Raw genomic sequence first — 17,264 nt, 5'->3', positions numbered from 1 at the left:
ACTCTTGCAGCCGCTTCAGGATGAAGCGGCTCAGGAGCAGTACAGTGGGCGCTGTCGGGCGCCGTAGTGATCGCTTTGAAAACGTTAAGAACAGGCATCACAAAGTAAAGATGCTCTAGCCATAGACCTGGGACAGCGGAGCGCCGGGCTTGCCTTCAAGGGCGGTCCGATACGCGGCCATGCCCCGCTCCAGATAGTCGCGCGAGCCGCTGTAGCCGCCCACGGCCCGCAGGCTGTCGTTGAGGGCGTAAAGGCCGGCAGCCACATCCGCCCAGTCCACCCAGCCCATGTGGCCGATGCGCGCCATGCGCCCCTTGTAGTGGTCCTGCCCCCCGGCCATGCATACGCCGTGTTTTTCCTGGGCCAGGCGCAGTACCTTTGTGCCGTCAACGCCGTCGGGCAGCAGCACGCTGGTGATGCCCCACGCAAAATCTTCTTTGGCAAACAGCTCCAGCCCCATGGCCGAAAGGCCTGCACGGGTGAGCATGGTCAGGGACCACTGCTTGGCATACACGGGTTCCAGCCCGTTTTCCAGCAGCATGTCCAGGCTTTCCTTGAGCCCGAGGATAAGCCCCACAGGAGAAGTAAAGCAGGTCTGCCCCTTGAGCACATTTTCGCGCTCTTTGACCAGATTGAAGTAAAAACAGCCCGGCGTCTGTTTTTCGGCGCAGGCCCAGGCCCGCACGGACAGCGCCAGCAGCGCCAGGCCAGGGGGCAGCATGAGGCCCTTTTGCGAACCGGTGAGCAGGCAGTCCACGCCCCATGCATCCATGGGGCAGGGAGAAAGGCCCACTGCCGAGATGCCGTCCACCACCAGCAGGGCCTGGCTTTCGCGGGTGATGCGGGCCACGGCCTCCACGGGGTGAAGCACGCCGGTGGATGTTTCGGAAAGCTGGATAAGCACACCGGCAATGGACGGATCCGCCTTGAGGGCCGCTTCCACGGCTTCGGGCCTGACGGCCTGGCCCCACGGCACAGGGATGGTCTCCACTTCCAGACCGCGCGACAGGGCAATTTCACTCCAGCGCTGGCTGAATTTGCCGCCGTCGATCACCAGCACCTTCTGCCCCGGCGCGAAAAGATTGTACACGGCTGCCGTCATGGCCCCCGTGCCGGAACAGGAGAGGGGCAGCACTGTGCCGGAAGTGCCGAAAAGCGTTTGCAGGCTTTGCTGAACCTGCCCCATGATCTCTTTGAATTCGCTCTTGCGATGGTGGATCATGTCCCGGGCCAGAACAAGGCGCACGCGCTCGGGCAGGGGCGTGGGGCCGGGGGTGAGCAGGCGAAACTTGTTAAGCATGTGGCTGTTCCTTGTGTTTTTCGTTCCGTAAATGCTTTTGTGTCTGCCGGGGCATCCACGTTTTTTCGCCGTTTCCCGTCGCCGCGCCGACGTTGCGCGCCATATGCGAGCAGGCCGCAGGTGCGGCTTCAGGGCATTTTACACTTGAAAGGCCTGCAAGAACCTGGAAACAAGCCCTTGCCGCACAACGGGCGCAGACGGATTTTGCCCGCCGTAAGCGACCATTCCAGGTGTTGACTGCTCTGGTTGCCGGCACAAATACCGGCGTGAGGGGACGGCGGTAACAGTCTGCGCCCGCAGGGCTTTTGCGTCAAGCCCGGTTGCCGGGCGCGCGTTTGGCCTGCCTGTGGTTTGCCCGCGTGTCCGGTATGCCAATGGTCGCAGTAAATCGCAGGGTTTTTGCTCGGCTGTTTTTTAAAGCATGGTAATTTTACCATCGCTCTGTTGGCTGCTTGAGCAGATGCCCGCCGTGCAAGCGCGCTGTAAGCGTTAAAATCGTGTCATGCCCGGAAGGCACGGCGTCTGGCCCCCCGCCTCAGACCAGGAAAATTTCTGTAACAGCTTGAAACAGGAGTAAAGGTTTTGGGGCGTGGGAGCGTGGGGGAGTCGCCCCTTTTGCAAAAGGGGCGACTCCCCCACAAAGCCTTTCGGCGCTCACCTGCTCTATTTCTATTGCCCGGAACTTACAGCCTGTATGGCTTCAAATGTCATGCGCAGGGTTTCCATCTGTTCCTTCAGGGCGTGTTCGCCCGGTTTGGCAGTAACGGTAAGCAGCATGCCGGGATTGTCCAGCAGGGCGATAAGATCAAGCACAAGGGCTGTACGCCCTGGCGTGGTCTGTATTTCGAGGCTGCCCGGCCGGGCTGCAAAAGTTTGCAGGCTGCGCCGTATGGCATCGTTCTGCTGTCCGGCCCTGACGCCCGGCAGTGCGGCGAGGGCTTCAAGCGCGCCCACGGCCTGAGGCACGTTGGTGGAGATGTTGAGTCCGAGCCAGGCAGTAAGGCCTTCATCTTTATACTTCAGGCTGAAATCGCTGAAGCTCTGCGTAAGCAGGTCTTCCACAGCGTTTGTACCGGGTTTTTCATTAAGCTTTACTTCGCAGTCAAGAGCCCCCATGCCGGCGGCGCTGATCGAGGCCGTTTTATGGCTTGCGGCCCCGGTGGAGCGGGATTCAAAGGCCATGTCCATATGCAGCGGGGGCAGCGTCAGGTCCAGCAGGGCGTGGAGCAGGCTTGAGGGAGCCGTAAGCCCTTTGACACTGCTTTTGGTATGGGCAGGCGCGTTGGAGAGCCACTCGAAAGTCGCCTCCTTGACCTGCACCGAGCTTGTTTCCACAGCAAAGGTCATGTCGGCAGCATAGGCCTTGCGCAGCAGGGGAGGTTCCGCGTTGAGCACGGCCTCCATAAGCGGCATGAGCTGGTTCAAGGCTTCGTCCGGATCGGACTGCCCGCTGGCCTCCACTATCTGACGCAACAGGTCTTCATCGGGCAGGGTGAGTCCTTCCTGGCGAATATGCCCGATGCTTACGCCTGGCGTGCCGTTTACGCGCAATGGTGCGTCCCTGCCAGCCGCGCATGCTCGTTTCTTTCAGGCTCAGCCGCGTGGAACCGCTGGGACCGGGAATGTCCACGGTGATAAAATGGGCGTGGGTATTGTCTGCCCCCATGCTGTAGGTAGCGGCCACCATGTCGACTGGTTCGTGCTGTTCCAGCGTCTGCCGTACCAGAAACGGCTTGGCCCGGATGACGTCGATCTCTTCGCGCTGCACAGCCACCCTGTTGTCGGGAGCGGTCATGGCAAGGTTGCGCAGCACCACGTTTTCGGCCACGTCCACCATGCCGTCGCCATCAAGAACCATGTTGCGCAGCGGCGTGAAAACCAGAAGCATGCGCACGGGAAGACGGAAGGAAATTTCGGCAACCTGCCATGTTTCCGGTCCCTGGGGCCGCTCGCCCTGGAGGCTCAGCCCCCGGATGGACATCTCGCGCGACAGGGGCGAAAAGTTCACCTGTTCCGCCGTGGCCGTATAGGCCTTGCCCTGGGGGCTCATGGTCATGTTGCCGAGGGCACTGAGCGTCTGCTCCTGAATGACAGAACGCAGTCCAAAGCCCAGCGCGGCCAGACCGCCCGCGACCAGCACGGCCAGGACGATCAGAATGGTGAGCAGCTTTTTCATAAGCAGGTATTTCCTTTATGTGTTTGACATGGCGCATGCGCCGGATGCCCGCGTTTTTTCGTCAGCGGGCTTGCCTGGGCGGACCGCCGCGTCAATCCACCCTGTGGTGGCAACCCAGGCTGGCGCGGTTGCGCATGGCCGCCTGGATGATGACGTAGGCTGTCTGGGAACCGTGAAAAAGGTCCACCAGGCGTCGTGAAATGCGTGTATACTTATAAAAATCGTGGATATGCCGCACCAGATCGCGCATGTCTTCAAATGCCCTGCGCAGGCGGGCCTCTGTGCGCGAAATGCCCACATAGTTCCACATGGTATTGCGTATGTTGGTCCAGTCCTGAGCCACCAGGGCCGGGTCATCGCGCCGTTCGTCCCCTTCATGCAGCCAGTCGGGAATGGCGGCGGCCAGGCCCTTGGGCAGGCCGCTTTCGGCCTTGAGGCGACGGTTCAGGTCTTTGCCGCAACTGACGCCCCACACAAGAGCCTCAAGCAGGGATGTGCTGGCCAGGCGGTTGGCCCCGTGCAACCCGGTGCAGGCGCATTCGCCAATAGCGTAAAGACCGCGCATGGATGTGCGCCCGCGCTCGTCGGTGAGCACACCGCCGCAGAAATAGTGGGCGGCGGGAACAACGGGGATAGGCTCGCGGCGGATGTCTATGCCGGCTTCAAGGCATTTCTGGAAGACCGTGGGAAAGCGCGTGGGCAGGTCCTGTTCCACGCCGCTCACGTCCAGAAAAAGGCAGGGCGCGCCGTTGTGCAGCATTTCGTCCATCATGGCCTGGGCCACCACGTCACGCGGGGCCAGGTCGCCGCGCGGATCATAGCCCTGCATGAAGGCCTGCCCCTTGTGGTTGAGCAGGCGTGCGCCTTCGCCGCGCATGGCCTCGGTGATGAGTGAGCGACGGTTGCTGCGCTCTTCGTAAAGGGCCGTGGGATGAAACTGCATGAATTCCAGATTCGCCAGATCCACACCGGCGCGAAACGCCATGGAAACTCCTGTCCCCACGCAGCCCGGAGCATTGGTGGAATGCAGGAATACCTGCCCCACGCCGCCCGTGGCAAGCACTGTCCAGTCCGCCAGGATGGTTTCAGGTTCGCCGCTTTCTTCGTTAAGAACATACGCTCCCAGGCAGCGGTTGCTGATCTCGTAACGGTATTGCGAGGTTCTGGCATGGTGGCGGCTTGTGAGGAGGTCAATGGCGGCACGGTGGTGCAGCCGTGTGATGCGCGGGTGAACCATGATCTGGGCTGTAAGGCCTTCCATGATGGCCCGGCCCGAGTAGTCGCGGCAGTGCAGGATGCGCGGCGTGGAATGCCCGCCCTCGCGGGTCAGGTTGAAGCTGCCGTCTTCATTGCGGTCAAAGGGAACCCTGGCGCGTTCGATGAGCATGTCGTCAACGCACGAAGGTCCCTGGCGGCAGAGAAAGCGTACGGCTTTGTGGTAGTTGTAATTGTGTCCTGCTACAAGGATGTCCTTTTCCAGAGCAACGGCGTCATCGCTGTTCTGGGTCCCGGTGGTTCCCGGTCCGTCGTTTTTGGCGGGGTCGGCACGATAGATGATGCCCCCCTGGGCCAGTTCGGAGTTGCCGTCGAGCAACTGGCTCCCGGCGTTGATAAGAAGCACTTCATGACCGGCATCGGCCAGCGTAAGGGCGGCGGTGCATCCGGCAATGCCCGAACCAATAATTAATACGGGCACATGACGGCGACTGACATTCACGGCACAAACCTCATTGGCCGCATACTTCAAGCATGCGGGTTAGCGAGAGACGGGCGGGGGGGCAAAGTTCCTCCTCGATCGCCAGAGGGGTGGCTTTTTGAGCGATAATTGCCTCAAGAATGGTCCAGAGCTTCTTTTCCGTCACTTTGGCCATGTTGCCGCAAATGGCGTGTCCCAGGGGGATGATGCGGCATTGGCCCGCATGGCGGGCAGCAAGGCGGTGGACAAGATTGTTCTCGGTTCCCACGATGAGCGTGGACCCCGGGGCTTCAGCGGCCACGCGGGCCGCGTCTTTGATCAGATAGGATGTGGAACCGGCGCCGTCGCAGACCGCGATGACATCCTCGCGGCATTCGGGGTGGGCAATGACGCGACAACCCGGGTGTGCGGCGCGCATTTCGCGCACATCGTCAGGGTCAAAACGGGCGTGGATGGCGCAGCAGCCCGGCCAGAGCAGCAGTTTTCTGTCCAGAGCCTGGCCTTCCGGCTCCACCAGCCCCCTGGAGCCTATGCGCAGCACGTGCCTTTCGTGCGGGGCGATGCCCAGGGCCGTTGCCGTATTGTTGCCCAGGTGCATGTCGGGCAAAAACAGCACGCCGTCGCCCTGCTTCATGGCCCATTGCAGCATGATGCCCGCATTGGCCGATGTACACACGGCCCCGCCGTATTCACCCACCACGGCCTTGAGGGCCAGGTCAGTGTTGACGTAAGCCAGGGGAATGACCTTGCGGCCAAGGGCGTAAAGCTGTTCCAGTACCTTGCGGGCCAGCGGGGCGGGGGTCATCCGCGACATGAGGCAGTCCGCGTCCATGCTCGGCAGGTAGACCGCCTGACCCGGCTTGGCCAGCAGCGCGGCGGATTCGCCCATAAAGTAGACGCCGCAAAAAACAATATGGTCCGCGTTTACCTGAGGCACGCGGCGGGCCAGTTCCAGCGAGTCACCCGTGATATCGCAGTGCTGCACCACGGCATCGTTCTGGTAGTGGTGGCCCATGATGCAGAGCCTGTCGCCAAGCTGGCGTTTGATAGCCTGAATACCGGCACTGATGTCTTGCATTGTCTTGTCCCTGTGCTGAAAGTGGCAGCCCCGCGCGGCATCAGGCCGGCAGCAGGGTCATGCTGAAGTCCGCCGCCACGGCGGAATGGGTTAGCCGCCCCACGGAGATGAAGTCCGGCCTGCGGGGGGCCGTAAGGGCCAGTTCGCGCAGGTTTGCCAGCCGCACACCGCCGCTGACTTCGGTTTCAATATCCGGGGGAACCAGAGCCAGAGCCTCGCTCAAAAGCGCTCCGCCCATATTGTCCATCATAATGCGGTCGGCGCGCGCGGCAATGGCCTCGCGCACATGCGCGATGGTGCGGCACTCCACCTCAATGGGGGGGCAGGGGCTGTAGCGGCTGCGCAAGGCAACCACGGCCGAGGCAATGGAACCGGCGGCATCAATGTGATTATCCTTGAGCATGAGCATTTCAGCAAGGTTTTTGCGGTGGTTGGACGCGCCGCCTGCCTGTACGGCGTATTTTTCCGGCCAGCGCAGACCGGGAGTGGTCTTGCGCGTGTCGAGCAGGCGCACGCCGGTCCCCTCAAGTTCCCGCACATACCGGGCCGTGAGGTTGGCGATGCCCGAAAGGTGGGTTATGAAGTTCAGGATAACACGCTCGGCCTTGAGCATGGCCACTGCCGGGGCGGTAATGCGGGCTACCTCCGTCATGGCCGGTACGCGTGCGGTCTCGCGCACAAGGGCCTGCCATCTGAAGGGCGCGCCCAGGCTGCGGAATACCGGGCCGATCACGGGCAGGCCCACCACCAGGGTATCTTCTTTGGCGCGTATGGCCGCATTCAGGTACGCATCAGGAGAGAAAAGGCCCATGGCGGTCAGTTCCGGACCGTCTTCTTCCAGGGCGAGATCTATGGATTTTTGTAGAAGCCGCCGTCCTTCGGGAGAAAAAAAAGCGGCCCAGGGCGTATACATTGCGCTTGTTCCCATTCCTTTCGCATGCTAAGTGAAGGGGTGCCGCCCCGGTCAGAATGCCACGCGCGGCATGTTGACCCCACACGGCGTCCTGCGCCGTTGGGCGGGTGATTGAAGTAGATAGAATGCCCAGTGCGTCGCGTCAAGCTGCGTGAACCTCGAGAGCATTTTCACATACGCGCCTTGCCGCTTGGCAGGCGCTTTTCACGGCATTGCCGCTCCTTCGGGAAGTATTTTTGAGCGAAAGGCGCGCTATGGCAGATTATCGTAATAAAGAACAAAATATGCGGCCTGTTGAGGTCACGGAGCGGGAGGACGCCTGCACCGCCGTTCCGTTGACACAAGCGCCGGAACACGGCGTAAAGGCTGGCCCTGCTTTGCAGGACGCGGGCTCCGCTGAAGCCCCTGTTGCGCATGCTTCCGGCGATTGCCCGACCGCTTCTGGCGGGGCAGCTTCTGAAGATTATGCGGATGCAGGCGCTCCGGAAGACGTGCTTTCTTCTTCTGCATCGGCTGCTTGCGGCCGTGACGGCGGCGCTTTGCCCAAAGCGTCGGGCGGGGAAGCGGCAGCCATTGATGAAGAATATGAGCCGGAATTTCTGGAGCAGGACTTCATCCACCCGGCCGACATGGCCGATCATCTGGAAAATCTGAGTCTTGAAAAGCAGGTGAGCACGCTTGCCCGCATGTCCAAAGAGGACGCGGCCGAAGCGCTGGCAGAGCTGGACGGCAATGTGGCCGTGGACCTGCTGGAAAATCTGGATACGGACGTGGCCGCCCAGATTATCGCCGAAATGTCCCCGGACGACGCCGCCGACGTGCTGGACGAGCTGGAAGAGGACCACCGCGACGCCCTGCTGGAAAAGCTGACCCGCGAAGATTCCGAAGAATTGCGCAGCCTGCTCAATTTCGATCCGGACTCCGCGGGCGGGGCCATGAACACCGAGCTCATCCTGCTGGAGTGCAACCAGACCGTGGATGAGGCCATCGCCCATATCCGCACCGAAATGGCCGAGAAAGAAAGCCCTTATTACGGCTATGTGGTCGACTCGCATGACGTGCTCGTCGGCGTGCTTTCCCTGCGCGACCTCATGCTGGCCCGCCCCGGAACCATTGTGGGCGATGCCGCGGCCGGGCAGAGCGTCATCAGCGTCACCTATGATACAGACAGGCGTGAAGTGGCCAGCCTGCTTTCGCACTACAATTTCATGGCCATGCCTGTTGTGGACAATGAGGGCCACATCATGGGCGTCATTACCTATGACGACATCATGGACATCATGCATGAAGAGGCCAGCGCCGACATGCTCGGCATGGTGGGTGCCGACCCGGAAGAAAGCGTGGACACGCCCTGGAAAGAGAGCGTGCGCAAGCGGCTGCCCTGGCTTTTTGTCAACATGTTCAACTCGGCGCTTTCTGCTTCGGTGGTGTACATGTTTGAAGGCAGCATTGCCGAAATGGCCGTGCTTGCCGTGCTTATGCCCATGGTAGCCAACCAGGCGGGCAATACGGGCCAGCAGGCCCTTGCTGTTATGATCCGCCAGTTGGCCACAGACCGCTTCGACCAGAAAAAAGCCTGGATGGCCGTGGTGCGCGAAGGCAAGATCGGCCTTGTGACCGGCATCGTCATGGCTGTCACGGCCTTTTTCGGCGTGTGGTGGTTTACGGGGGTTGCGGCCATCGGTGCTGTCATGGGCGGGGCGCTTATGTGCGACATGCTGCTCGGGGCCATTTCCGGCGGCTCCATACCACTTATCTTTCGTGCATTGGGGCGTGACCCCGCGCATGCTTCCAGCATATTTCTTACTACCATTACGGATGGTGCGGGCTTTTTCATCTTTCTCGGGCTGGCTTCGCTTTTTTTGCTATAGCCGCGCAGCCTGTCCGCACCAATGGGGAACGGCCGCCCGCAGGGTCGCCCGCGGTCACCGCTTTGAACAAAGGATGATTGGACAGGCGTATGGAAATCTGCCGCATCCTGCTTGTTGACGACCACAAGCTGCTTATGGAAGGCGTACGAAGCCTGCTGGCCCCCTATGCGCATTTACGGGTAGTGGGCATGGCCCTTACCGGTGGTGAGGCTGTGGCCCTGGCCGCCTCGCTGACGCCGCACCTGATGGTGCTGGACCTCGGCATGCCCGAAATGAATGGGGTGGAGACAGCGCGCGCTGTGCTTGAAGTGCGCCCGGCCACACGCATTCTCGTCTATACCGGGCATGAGGATCAGCGCTGGCTGCCCGAGCTTATTGATCTTGGCATCATGGGGCATGTACGCAAATCCGAGCCGCCGGGCGTGCTGCTGCGCGCCATTGAAAGTGTGCGCCGGGGCGAGATTTTTTTGAGTTTTTCCGATCCTGGCGGGCGGTTGGCGGCCCTTTTGCGCGAACGCCGTCAGGCGGTGGATGAATCCGGTGGCGAGGGCTGTGGTGATCTTTCCGCGCTGTCGCCCCGGGAAAAAGAAATCTTTCGTCTTCTGGCCGACGGGCATAGCGTCAAGGCTATTGCCGGCGACCTGCATATCAGCCCCAAAACCGTCGAAACCCATAAGTATAATCTGCTCACCAAGTTACAGGCCGGGTCTGTGGGCGATCTGGTTAAAATCGCCATCCGTCACGGGCTGGTCAAAGTCTGATCAAAGCCTGATCAAAGCCTGAATTTCCGCTTCTCACACCAGTGTTGATTTTTCACCTTTCGCAGGGCGCGGCGTAGCCGCGTTTTTTTGCGCCTTTTCGATTTTATGTGACATGATATATTGATTTTTCAGTCTGATAAGATGTCTTAAAAGAAAAGCAGTCTTCGTGCCGCAGTGGTGCGCATGTCAGCGCAGGAGCGTATATGGTCGCATTTTGCTGCATTTTGCCCGCGGTGGATCCGACACTGCGGCCCATGCACCGGCCGGAACAGGCACTTCATATCCCGTCTGGGGAAAACCCTTAGGTATTTTTTCACAAATCAGGATTCTCCCGATGGTGTGCGCTGATCATGAATTTTAGTCTTGCCCTTACCGAAAAAACAAATGCGCCGGTCAAAGGCGCAAGGGGGAGACGATGGCCTGTGTTTTTCGTGAAGATTCCGCAAGGGTTGCAGGAAGCCATATGGCAAGGCTCCTGTTGTTGCCTGCCATGCTTCTGCTGTGTTTCGCCGCACCGCTGACGGCACTGGCCCAGAATACCACTGGTGTCCCAGGGCCGGGCCAGGCTGCGGCAGTTGCTGTGCCGTCGGCCTCAGTACCGGGGCAGCCGGTCACGCAAGACGTTGCGCAACCATCGGTGCAGGAACCTGGGCAGACAGTACAGCAAGCGCCCGGCGATGCCGGTGATCCGTTGCTCGTCCAGACCCAGCGGCAGGCTGAAGCCCGGGCGGATGCCGACCTGGTGGACAATCATCCCTGGTGGTTCTGGCCCCTTGCCCTGCTGGGCTTCTGCTTTATCCTCGGCATCATTGCCGTCATGGCCGGTGTGGGCGGCGGCGTACTTTTTGTGCCGCTGGTCAGCGGTTTTTTTCCTTTTCATCTGGACTTTGTACGCGGCGCGGGCCTGCTGGTGGCTCTGGCGGGCGCGCTGGCAGCCGGGCCGGGCTTGCTGCGCCGTAACTTTGCCAACCTGCGGCTGGCCCTGCCTGTAGCGCTTATTGCTTCGGCCTGTGCCATTGTGGGAGCCATGCTGGGCCTGGCCCTGCCCACGCACATCATCCAGACCTGCCTTGGCGCGACCATTCTGGCCATTGCCGTACTTTTGCTGCTTTCTAAAAACTCCGTGCGCCCTGTGGTGACAAAGCAGGATGCCGTGGGCCTGGCCCTCGGCATGAACGGCGTATTTCTTGAGCCAAGCACCGGCGAAGTGGTGGAGTGGAAAACCCACCGCACTGTTGCCGGGCTGCTGCTTTTCATTGTTATAGGGGTTATGGCGGGCATGTTCGGTCTTGGGGCAGGATGGGCCAACGTGCCGGTGCTCAACCTGCTTATGGGCGCCCCCCTTAAAGTGAGTGTGGGGACGTCCAAGTTTCTTCTTTCCATCACAGATACTTCCGCAGCCTGGGTTTATCTCAATCAGGGCTGCGTCATCCCCCTCATGGCCATTCCGTCCATTGTAGGGCTTATGCTCGGCTCTGTGGTGGGCGTGCGCCTGCTGGCCGTCGCCAAGCCCAAATTCATCCGTTACATGGTGATTTTTGTGCTCCTTTTTTCCGGCGCCAAAGCCCTCATGAAGGGGCTTGGCTGGTAAATTTTCTGACCGGACTGGACTTTTTGGGAGGATAGTATGAATACTGTGGATGTTAAGAACGCTATCAAGGCTTCTCCGGCGCAGGTGCGCTACGCCGATACGCTGTTTTACGGTTCACTCATCGGCTTTGTAATGATGCTTGTGACCTATGCGCTCTATGTGTTCGGCGTGCTGGAACCGCAGATTCCCCTGGATGAACTGCCGCGTCTGTGGGTGCACAGCGCCGCGGACTACCGCGCCGCAGGAAGCATTCCCCAGGGGTGGGGCTGGCTTGCCCTGGTAAGTAAGGGCGATATATGCAATTTTTTGGGCATAGCCTTTCTTGCGGCCCTGACGATCTTTTGCTTTGTGCAGCTTGCCTGGACCCTGGCCCGGCACAGGCAGTGGCTCATGATGTGTATCGCCATTGCTGAAGTGCTGGTGCTGAGCCTCGCGGCTTCCGGCGTGCTGGTGACCGGGGCGCACTAAAATGTGCGTCTTGAGCGCCTCCCGCCCTCCGGCCTGCCCGCTTTTCAGCCATGTGGCGGAGAAGCGCAGGGTTCAAGGCAGGTGTGTGCCACTTGCCGGAGCAGCGTTCAGGCCCTCATGACGGCGCATCCCGGCGCCTGACCCGCATATGCAGGGCTGCACCGTGAAAAAGCACGCTTGAAGTTTGCGCCAGCGCGCAGCCCGGAGGAAGCATGTTCGCCGCCATAAAAAACGCTTTTGCCCATCTGCTGGAAGTGCCCGAGGCTGTGTCTCCGGCCCGGTACCGCTCTCTGCGTAGGCTTATGACCATACTTATGGTGGCCGTATCGGTCACGCCCCTGCTTTTGTTGTCCGGCATAAGCCATATGCAGTACACACGGACTCTTGAGCGTGAAATGGAAAGCCCCGTTTACGCGCTGGCCCGCAAGTCGCAGGCGGCGCTGGAGCTTTACCTCGGTGAAAGGGAATCCACGGTAAGCTTTATCGCCCATGCCTACTCCTACAAGGACCTGGCGGACGAGCGCACCCTGAATCGCGTTTTTTTGTCGCTGCGCAGCGAGTTTCAGGGCTTTGTGGATATGGGACTGGTGAACGCCGAAGGCATGCAGATTTCCTATGTGGGGCCGTACAAGCTCAGGGGCGCGGACTATGCGGGCAAGCCCTGGCTGCGTGAGACGGAAATCAAAAGCCGGTACATGAGCAACGTGTTTCTCGGTTATCGCGGCTATCCGCATATGGTCATAGCCGTTCACAGGATGGAGGAAAGCGGGCTTTCGTGGACCCTGCGCGTGGCCGTGGACACGCTGCGACTACAGCAGGTGCTGTCCTCCGTAGGGCCGGAGCAGGAAACAGATGTTTTTCTTGTGGACAGGGAAGGGGTGCTGCAAACAGATTCCCGTCTGTACGGCAAGGCGCTGGACTCCTGCCCGTTGCCGTTGCCGCCGGCCACGGCGGAAACTCTCGTCCGCAACGTTACCGAGCCATCGGGGCGCAAGCTTATGGTGGCTTCCTGCGCTCTGGCCGGTACGGACTTTATTTTGCTGGCAGTCAAGCCCGAGGCCGAGGCCTTCCGTCCCTGGACGGCGCTGCGCACCGAACTGCTGCTTGTGCTGTGCGGCGGCATAGCGCTTATTGTGCTGGTATCGCATCTGCTTATGAAGCAGCTTGTCAACAGGCTGCAGGCCAGCGATGAGCGCCGGGTAGCCGTTTTTGCCCAGATGGAGCACAACCAGAAGCTTTCATCCATCGGGCGGCTGGCGGCGGGCGTGGCCCACGAGGTCAATAATCCTCTTGCCGTCATTTACGAAAAGGCGGGCCTTGCCCGCGACCTGCTGGGCATGGGCAAGGTTTGCGGCGAAAGCAAGGACAGAGAGCGGCTGAACGGCCTGCTTGAAGGCATAGAAAGTACAGTGGAACGGGCGCGCAGCATTACCCACCGCCTGCTGGGCTTTGCCCGCCGGATGGAGGCCAACCGCCAGAGCCTGCATATTGAAGAAGTCATCACCGAAACGTTGTCTTTTCTTGAGCGCGAAGCCAAAAACCGGGGCGTAACGCTGGAGATGGACCTGGCCGAAGGGCTGCCTGAAATTGTTTCGGACAGGGGCCAGTTGCAGCAGGTATTTCTGAACATCGTGGGCAATGCCCTGGATGCCGTGACCGGCAGCGGGCAGGCAGGCGCAGTTGCCGACGGGCAGGGGCGCTTTGTAAAAGTGCGCTGCGTTCCATCGGGACAGTGCGCACTGGAGGTGACCGTGCGAGATAACGGCAGGGGCATGCCTCGAGAAGTGTTGCGGCACATTTTCGAACCGTTTTATTCCACCAAGAAAGATAAGGGTACAGGGCTTGGCATGTTCATCACCTACGGTATCGTGCGTCGGCTCGGTGGCGATATCCGTGTGGACAGTGAAGAGGGGCGCGGCAGTACAGTGCGCGTAACCCTGCCTCTGGCTCCGCCTGACGGCTCTGTGGAGGTATAGTAATGGCTTTGCGCATACTGCTGGCTGATGACGAAAAGGACTTTGTGGAAACTCTGGCCGAAAGACTTGAGCTGCGCGGGCACAGCGTGCGTGTGGTCTATGACGGCCTGGCGGCCCTGCGGGCCGTTGTAGAAGATATACCCGATGTGGTGGTGCTTGATCTTCTCATGCCCGGCCTGCCGGGCGATGAAGTGCTGCACCGTCTCAAGAACGTGCAGCCCGATCTGCCCGTGCTGCTGCTTACCGGGCATGCGGCCGTGGACGACACGGGCCTTTCACCCGTAAGCCAGGCCTATGCCTGCCTGACAAAGCCATTAAGTTTCAACACTTTTCTTGAAACGCTGGAGTCCGCATGCCGTGAAGGGCGCGAGGCAGTCTCCGGCGGGGGAGACCTGTCATGAATGTCAGTCAGTGTACGGCCCGCCTGCTGGCCTCGGCAGTGCACGATATGCGCAATGTTCTGGCCGTCATTCGTGAATCCGCCGGGCTCGCGCAGGATCTGGCTGCCCTTGCGTCTTCCTCTGGTGGCGGCAGTGGTGGCCCTGTAACGGGACCGCAGCGGCTGGAAGCTGCCCTGGCAGAGGTGCAGCGCTCTGTAGGGCAGGGGGCGGCGCTGGCCGAAGCCATGGATTACCTGGCCCAGTCGGGCGGTGCTGAAAGCGGTGAACACGCAGGCCCATGCGATCTCGTCAGAGTGTGCCGCAGCTTTTGCCTGCTGGCGGCGCGTCAGGCCCGTGCGGCCCAGATAGGCCTGGCAAGCGGTGAGAGTGCCGAGCCAGTCTGGGCGTCCGTGCCGCCTATGGATGTGCTGCGCGCCCTGCTTGAAATTTTCGACCTCTGCGCTTCGGTGGGGGGGCAGATACATCTGCGTTTTACTGCCGGGCGGCGTCAGAAGGAAGAAGGTATTGTGGTGGAAGTGCTGGATGGAGGCAACAGGGAGCTGGCCCTGGCAGCCATGACGGGCAGCCCCATGCTCAGCGGCATGTGCCCCGGTTGGCGGGCGGCGCTTATGCCCTGGCGCGAAGCGGAACCGCGTTTTTTCCTTTCACTTTCCGCCTGCGATTCAGATGCGGTATAACCGGCTCCGGGCATAGCCCGGACCTTCAAGGAGTTTTTCATGACCAAGGAAGACATCAAGATTCTGCTGGTGGACGATGAAAGGCAGTTTGTGGATACACTGGCCGAACGTCTGGCCATGCGTGGTTTTGCCGCCCGCGTGGCCTATGATGGCCCCGAGGCGCTCAAAGCTGTGGAGCAGCCCACGGATGTTATCGTGCTTGACCTGCGCATGCCGGGCATGGACGGCTTTGAAGTGCTGCGCAACGTAAAGAAGAGCAACCCTCAGGTGCAGGTGATCATTCTGACCGGCCACGGGGGGGATGCCGAGGAACAGACCGCCTACCGCATGGGCGCGTATAATTTTCTGCGCAAGCCTATGGATATTGATGAGCTGCTCGGCAGTATCCGCATGGCCTACCGCGACAAGCTGGAAAACGCCATGGTGGCGGTATCGCTGGCCGAAGGCGGTGACTTTGAATCCGCGCGTGATGTGATGAAAGAAAAGGATATCCTGCAGGAACACGAAAAATAAACAGCGCCCAGCGGGCTGTGCTGTAAAAAGGGGAACGCCATGCGCGTGCTTGTTGTGGATGACGAATCAGCCTTTGCCGGGCCTTTGGCCCAGCGCCTGAGCCTGCGTGGCATGGATGCGCGCACCGCCCACGACGCGCGCGAGGCTTTGTCCATCCTGCAGGCATGGCCCGCGGAACTGGTGTTCCTTGACGTGGGCCTGCCCGGCATGGACGGCGTTGCCTTGCTCAAGCTTTTGCGCGAGCGGCATGCACAGACAGATGTGGTAATGCTTTCGGGTTCCGCAGATATGGGCAAAGCTGTGCAGGCCATGCGGCGGGGAGCGCTGAACTGGCTTTCCAAACCCGTGGATATTGAACAGGTGCTTGAAGAGTGCCGTAAGGCGCGGGAGCGGGCCGCAGCCCGGCAAGAGGCGGCCCGCCTTGCCGAAGCAGCGCGCTGGCGCAGTCTGGGCCGGGTTGCCGAAGGGGTGGCCCATGAGGTGAACAATCCCCTTAACATCATGATGCAGGCCGCCGGGCTTGTACGCGACTGCCTGGATGAGCCGGAAGCCCAGGCCCTGGCTGATGTGGACGAAATGCGCGAAGCCGTTAATACCATTCGCGTTCAGAGCCTGCGAGTGCGGGAAATAACGCGTAAGCTGCTCATGGTGGGGCATGGGCTGGACGCGCGCACCGGGCCGCTGGATGTGGCTGCTGTGATTGACGAAAGTCTTGATCTGCTGCGCCACAGAATCGAAGCGGCAGGCCTGCGCTGCATGGTGGATATTTCCGGCGTGCATGTGCCCCCTGTCGGTCAGGCCGCTGTACGGGAAGCTGCTGCGCAAGGCGCATCGGGTGAAGCTGCGGTGGATGCGGCGGCGGAAGAAGCGGACAGCGCTGCGCCGCGCCCGTGGGGTTCGGCCCCGGAATTGCGGCAGATATTCCTGCATCTGTTTGAAAATGCTCTGGATGCCATGCCGCAGGGGGGATTGGTGCGGGTCTCGGCCAGGCTGAGGCGTGACGGGCAGGGAAGGGACTGGTACGATCTGCTTGTGGCCGACAACGGCCCCGGTATTGAACCGGACATCCTGCCCCATATTTTTGAGCCATTTTTCAGTTCGCGTGCCCTTCAAGGCGGATGCGGCTGTCATGACCAATACCATGACAGCCATACCAGCGGCAGTGCCATGCGCCCCGGAACTGCCGTACAATCCCACATGGGCCGCTATGCGGGTCTCGGTCTTGCCGTTGCCCGCTCGCTGGCGCACGCGCGTGGTGGCGAACTCTCCGCCGCCAACGGCCAGCAAGGCGGGGCAGTGTTCTGCCTGAGCCTTCCCCTGGCACAAGCGCCCGCGGCCTCCGGTCAGGCTGCGGGTGACCGCTCTCCGGGCGGCGGCCTTTGAGGCCGCCGCCGGATGGCGCTGCAAATGCTGTCTGCAAACCACAACTGTCGGCCGCGCAAAGCCGCAATGCCGAAGCACCGGTGCAGCAAACGGCCCCGGTGAAGACGCTGGGCGTACTTCAGGCGCCCACCGTTCCCAAAGAAATTTTCCGCCTATTCGGGGTTTTCCCCCAGCCCGTTCAGCCATTGCGCCATGCGCGCGGTCTGCTCCAGATACCATAAGGAAGCCATCAGCGGCGACAATGTGCCGCCGTCAGGGTCGTACATGGTTGCAGACCCGCTCTTGCGCATGGCGTCCCACGCCGTGAGGGTTTCGCGCAGTGTTTTGCTTCTCTCTGCACCGAGCACAGGGGGCAGGGCGATCTGCCGCACGGCGCGCGTTATTTCAAGCCGTTCCAGTTCCGGGTTGATGCAGTGCTGCATTTCGGTGGGCACGCCCGCGGCGCTGTCCATGCATGCCT

14 protein-coding genes and 2 pseudogenes are annotated in these 17,264 nt (G+C 60.9%); 9 read left to right on the top strand and 7 right to left on the bottom strand.

Annotated elements, in window-relative coordinates; all coding sequences use genetic code 11:
• Window positions 1-115 precede the first annotated feature (115 nt).
• The 6 genes and pseudogenes from QZ377_RS09535 to nadC all read right to left on the bottom strand — a co-directional run bounded on the left by QZ377_RS09535 (window position 116) and on the right by nadC (window position 7,163).
• Window positions 116-1,300, bottom strand: coding sequence for an alanine--glyoxylate aminotransferase family protein (locus tag QZ377_RS09535; protein WP_291440925.1), 1,185 nt, complete (start codon window positions 1,298-1,300; stop codon window positions 116-118).
• Window positions 1,301-1,969: 669 nt separating this feature from the next.
• On the bottom strand, window positions 1,970-2,851 hold the full coding sequence (locus tag QZ377_RS09530; RefSeq protein ID WP_291440924.1) for a hypothetical protein: 882 nt from the start codon (window positions 2,849-2,851) through the stop codon (window positions 1,970-1,972).
• The gene (locus QZ377_RS09525) at window positions 2,781-3,476 is read right to left on the bottom strand and encodes a hypothetical protein (RefSeq protein WP_291440923.1); all 696 of its coding nucleotides are present in this window, start codon (window positions 3,474-3,476) and stop codon (window positions 2,781-2,783) included. Before QZ377_RS09525 ends, QZ377_RS09530 begins: the two co-directional genes overlap by 71 nt.
• A 91-nt stretch (window positions 3,477-3,567) precedes the next feature.
• On the bottom strand, window positions 3,568-5,193 hold the full coding sequence (gene nadB / locus QZ377_RS09520) for an L-aspartate oxidase (protein ID WP_291440922.1): 1,626 nt from the start codon (window positions 5,191-5,193) through the stop codon (window positions 3,568-3,570).
• A 10-nt stretch (window positions 5,194-5,203) separates the two neighbouring features.
• A pseudogene (gene nadA / locus QZ377_RS09515) lies at window positions 5,204-6,256 on the bottom strand (quinolinate synthase NadA); the annotation flags it as partial.
• Between the two features lie 34 nt (window positions 6,257-6,290).
• Window positions 6,291-7,163, bottom strand: a complete 873-nt coding sequence (nadC, locus tag QZ377_RS09510; RefSeq protein ID WP_291440921.1) for a carboxylating nicotinate-nucleotide diphosphorylase — start codon at window positions 7,161-7,163, stop codon at window positions 6,291-6,293.
• A gap of 254 nt (window positions 7,164-7,417) precedes the next feature.
• Between nadC and mgtE the strand changes: the two genes are divergently transcribed.
• From mgtE to QZ377_RS09465, 9 genes are all read left to right on the top strand, one after another.
• On the top strand, window positions 7,418-9,034 hold the full coding sequence (gene mgtE / locus QZ377_RS09505) for a magnesium transporter (protein WP_291440920.1): 1,617 nt from the start codon (window positions 7,418-7,420) through the stop codon (window positions 9,032-9,034).
• A gap of 89 nt (window positions 9,035-9,123) precedes the next feature.
• On the top strand, window positions 9,124-9,795 hold the full coding sequence (locus QZ377_RS09500; protein ID WP_291440919.1) for a response regulator transcription factor: 672 nt from the start codon (window positions 9,124-9,126) through the stop codon (window positions 9,793-9,795).
• Window positions 9,796-10,258: 463 nt separating this feature from the next.
• Window positions 10,259-11,386, top strand: a complete 1,128-nt coding sequence (locus QZ377_RS09495) for a sulfite exporter TauE/SafE family protein (protein WP_291440918.1) — start codon at window positions 10,259-10,261, stop codon at window positions 11,384-11,386.
• Between the two features lie 36 nt (window positions 11,387-11,422).
• Entirely contained in the window at window positions 11,423-11,854 is a 432-nt protein-coding gene (locus tag QZ377_RS09490; RefSeq protein WP_291440917.1) for a DUF1634 domain-containing protein, read from the top strand.
• Between the two features lie 212 nt (window positions 11,855-12,066).
• Window positions 12,067-13,830 (top strand): sensor histidine kinase, encoded by a 1,764-nt coding sequence (locus tag QZ377_RS09485; protein ID WP_291440916.1) that lies wholly within the window; start codon window positions 12,067-12,069, stop codon window positions 13,828-13,830.
• Window positions 13,831-13,832: 2 nt separating this feature from the next.
• The gene (locus tag QZ377_RS09480; RefSeq protein ID WP_291440915.1) at window positions 13,833-14,231 is read left to right on the top strand and encodes a response regulator; all 399 of its coding nucleotides are present in this window, start codon (window positions 13,833-13,835) and stop codon (window positions 14,229-14,231) included.
• Window positions 14,228-14,908, top strand: a complete 681-nt coding sequence (locus QZ377_RS09475; RefSeq protein ID WP_291440914.1) for a sensor histidine kinase — start codon at window positions 14,228-14,230, stop codon at window positions 14,906-14,908. Before QZ377_RS09480 ends, QZ377_RS09475 begins: the two co-directional genes overlap by 4 nt.
• Window positions 14,909-14,947: 39 nt before the next feature.
• Window positions 14,948-15,421, top strand: a complete 474-nt coding sequence (locus tag QZ377_RS09470; protein WP_291440913.1) for a response regulator — start codon at window positions 14,948-14,950, stop codon at window positions 15,419-15,421.
• Window positions 15,422-15,460: 39 nt separating this feature from the next.
• Window positions 15,461-16,804, top strand: a complete 1,344-nt coding sequence (locus QZ377_RS09465; RefSeq protein ID WP_291440912.1) for a response regulator — start codon at window positions 15,461-15,463, stop codon at window positions 16,802-16,804.
• 152 nt (window positions 16,805-16,956) lie between these two features.
• Here the strand turns inward: QZ377_RS09465 and QZ377_RS09460 are convergent.
• Window positions 16,957-17,264, bottom strand: a pseudogene (locus QZ377_RS09460) (hypothetical protein); the annotation flags it as partial.

Origin of the sequence: Desulfovibrio sp. (genome assembly GCF_019424165.1) — a bacterium.
GTDB lineage: Bacteria > Desulfobacterota > Desulfovibrionia > Desulfovibrionales > Desulfovibrionaceae > Desulfovibrio.
Note: the sequence above shows the minus strand (reverse complement) of the source record. Positions and strands in the feature narration are given on the sequence as shown.

Bases quoted from the DNA above. Each gene is read 5' to 3' on its own strand.
- QZ377_RS09535 (WP_291440925.1), bottom strand. From the start codon at position 1,300: ATGCTTAACAAGTTTCGCCTGCTCACCCCCGGCCCCACGCCCCTGCCC.
- QZ377_RS09525 (WP_291440923.1), bottom strand. From the start codon at position 3,476: ATGAAAAAGCTGCTCACCATTCTGATCGTCCTGGCCGTGCTGGTCGCG.
- nadC (WP_291440921.1), bottom strand. From the start codon at position 7,163: ATGTATACGCCCTGGGCCGCTTTTTTTTCTCCCGAAGGACGGCGGCTT.
- mgtE (WP_291440920.1), top strand. From the start codon at position 7,418: ATGGCAGATTATCGTAATAAAGAACAAAATATGCGGCCTGTTGAGGTC.
- QZ377_RS09500 (WP_291440919.1), top strand. From the start codon at position 9,124: ATGGAAATCTGCCGCATCCTGCTTGTTGACGACCACAAGCTGCTTATG.
- QZ377_RS09495 (WP_291440918.1), top strand. From the start codon at position 10,259: ATGGCAAGGCTCCTGTTGTTGCCTGCCATGCTTCTGCTGTGTTTCGCC.
- QZ377_RS09490 (WP_291440917.1), top strand. From the start codon at position 11,423: ATGAATACTGTGGATGTTAAGAACGCTATCAAGGCTTCTCCGGCGCAG.
- QZ377_RS09485 (WP_291440916.1), top strand. From the start codon at position 12,067: ATGTTCGCCGCCATAAAAAACGCTTTTGCCCATCTGCTGGAAGTGCCC.
- QZ377_RS09480 (WP_291440915.1), top strand. From the start codon at position 13,833: ATGGCTTTGCGCATACTGCTGGCTGATGACGAAAAGGACTTTGTGGAA.
- QZ377_RS09475 (WP_291440914.1), top strand. From the start codon at position 14,228: ATGAATGTCAGTCAGTGTACGGCCCGCCTGCTGGCCTCGGCAGTGCAC.
- QZ377_RS09470 (WP_291440913.1), top strand. From the start codon at position 14,948: ATGACCAAGGAAGACATCAAGATTCTGCTGGTGGACGATGAAAGGCAG.
- QZ377_RS09465 (WP_291440912.1), top strand. From the start codon at position 15,461: ATGCGCGTGCTTGTTGTGGATGACGAATCAGCCTTTGCCGGGCCTTTG.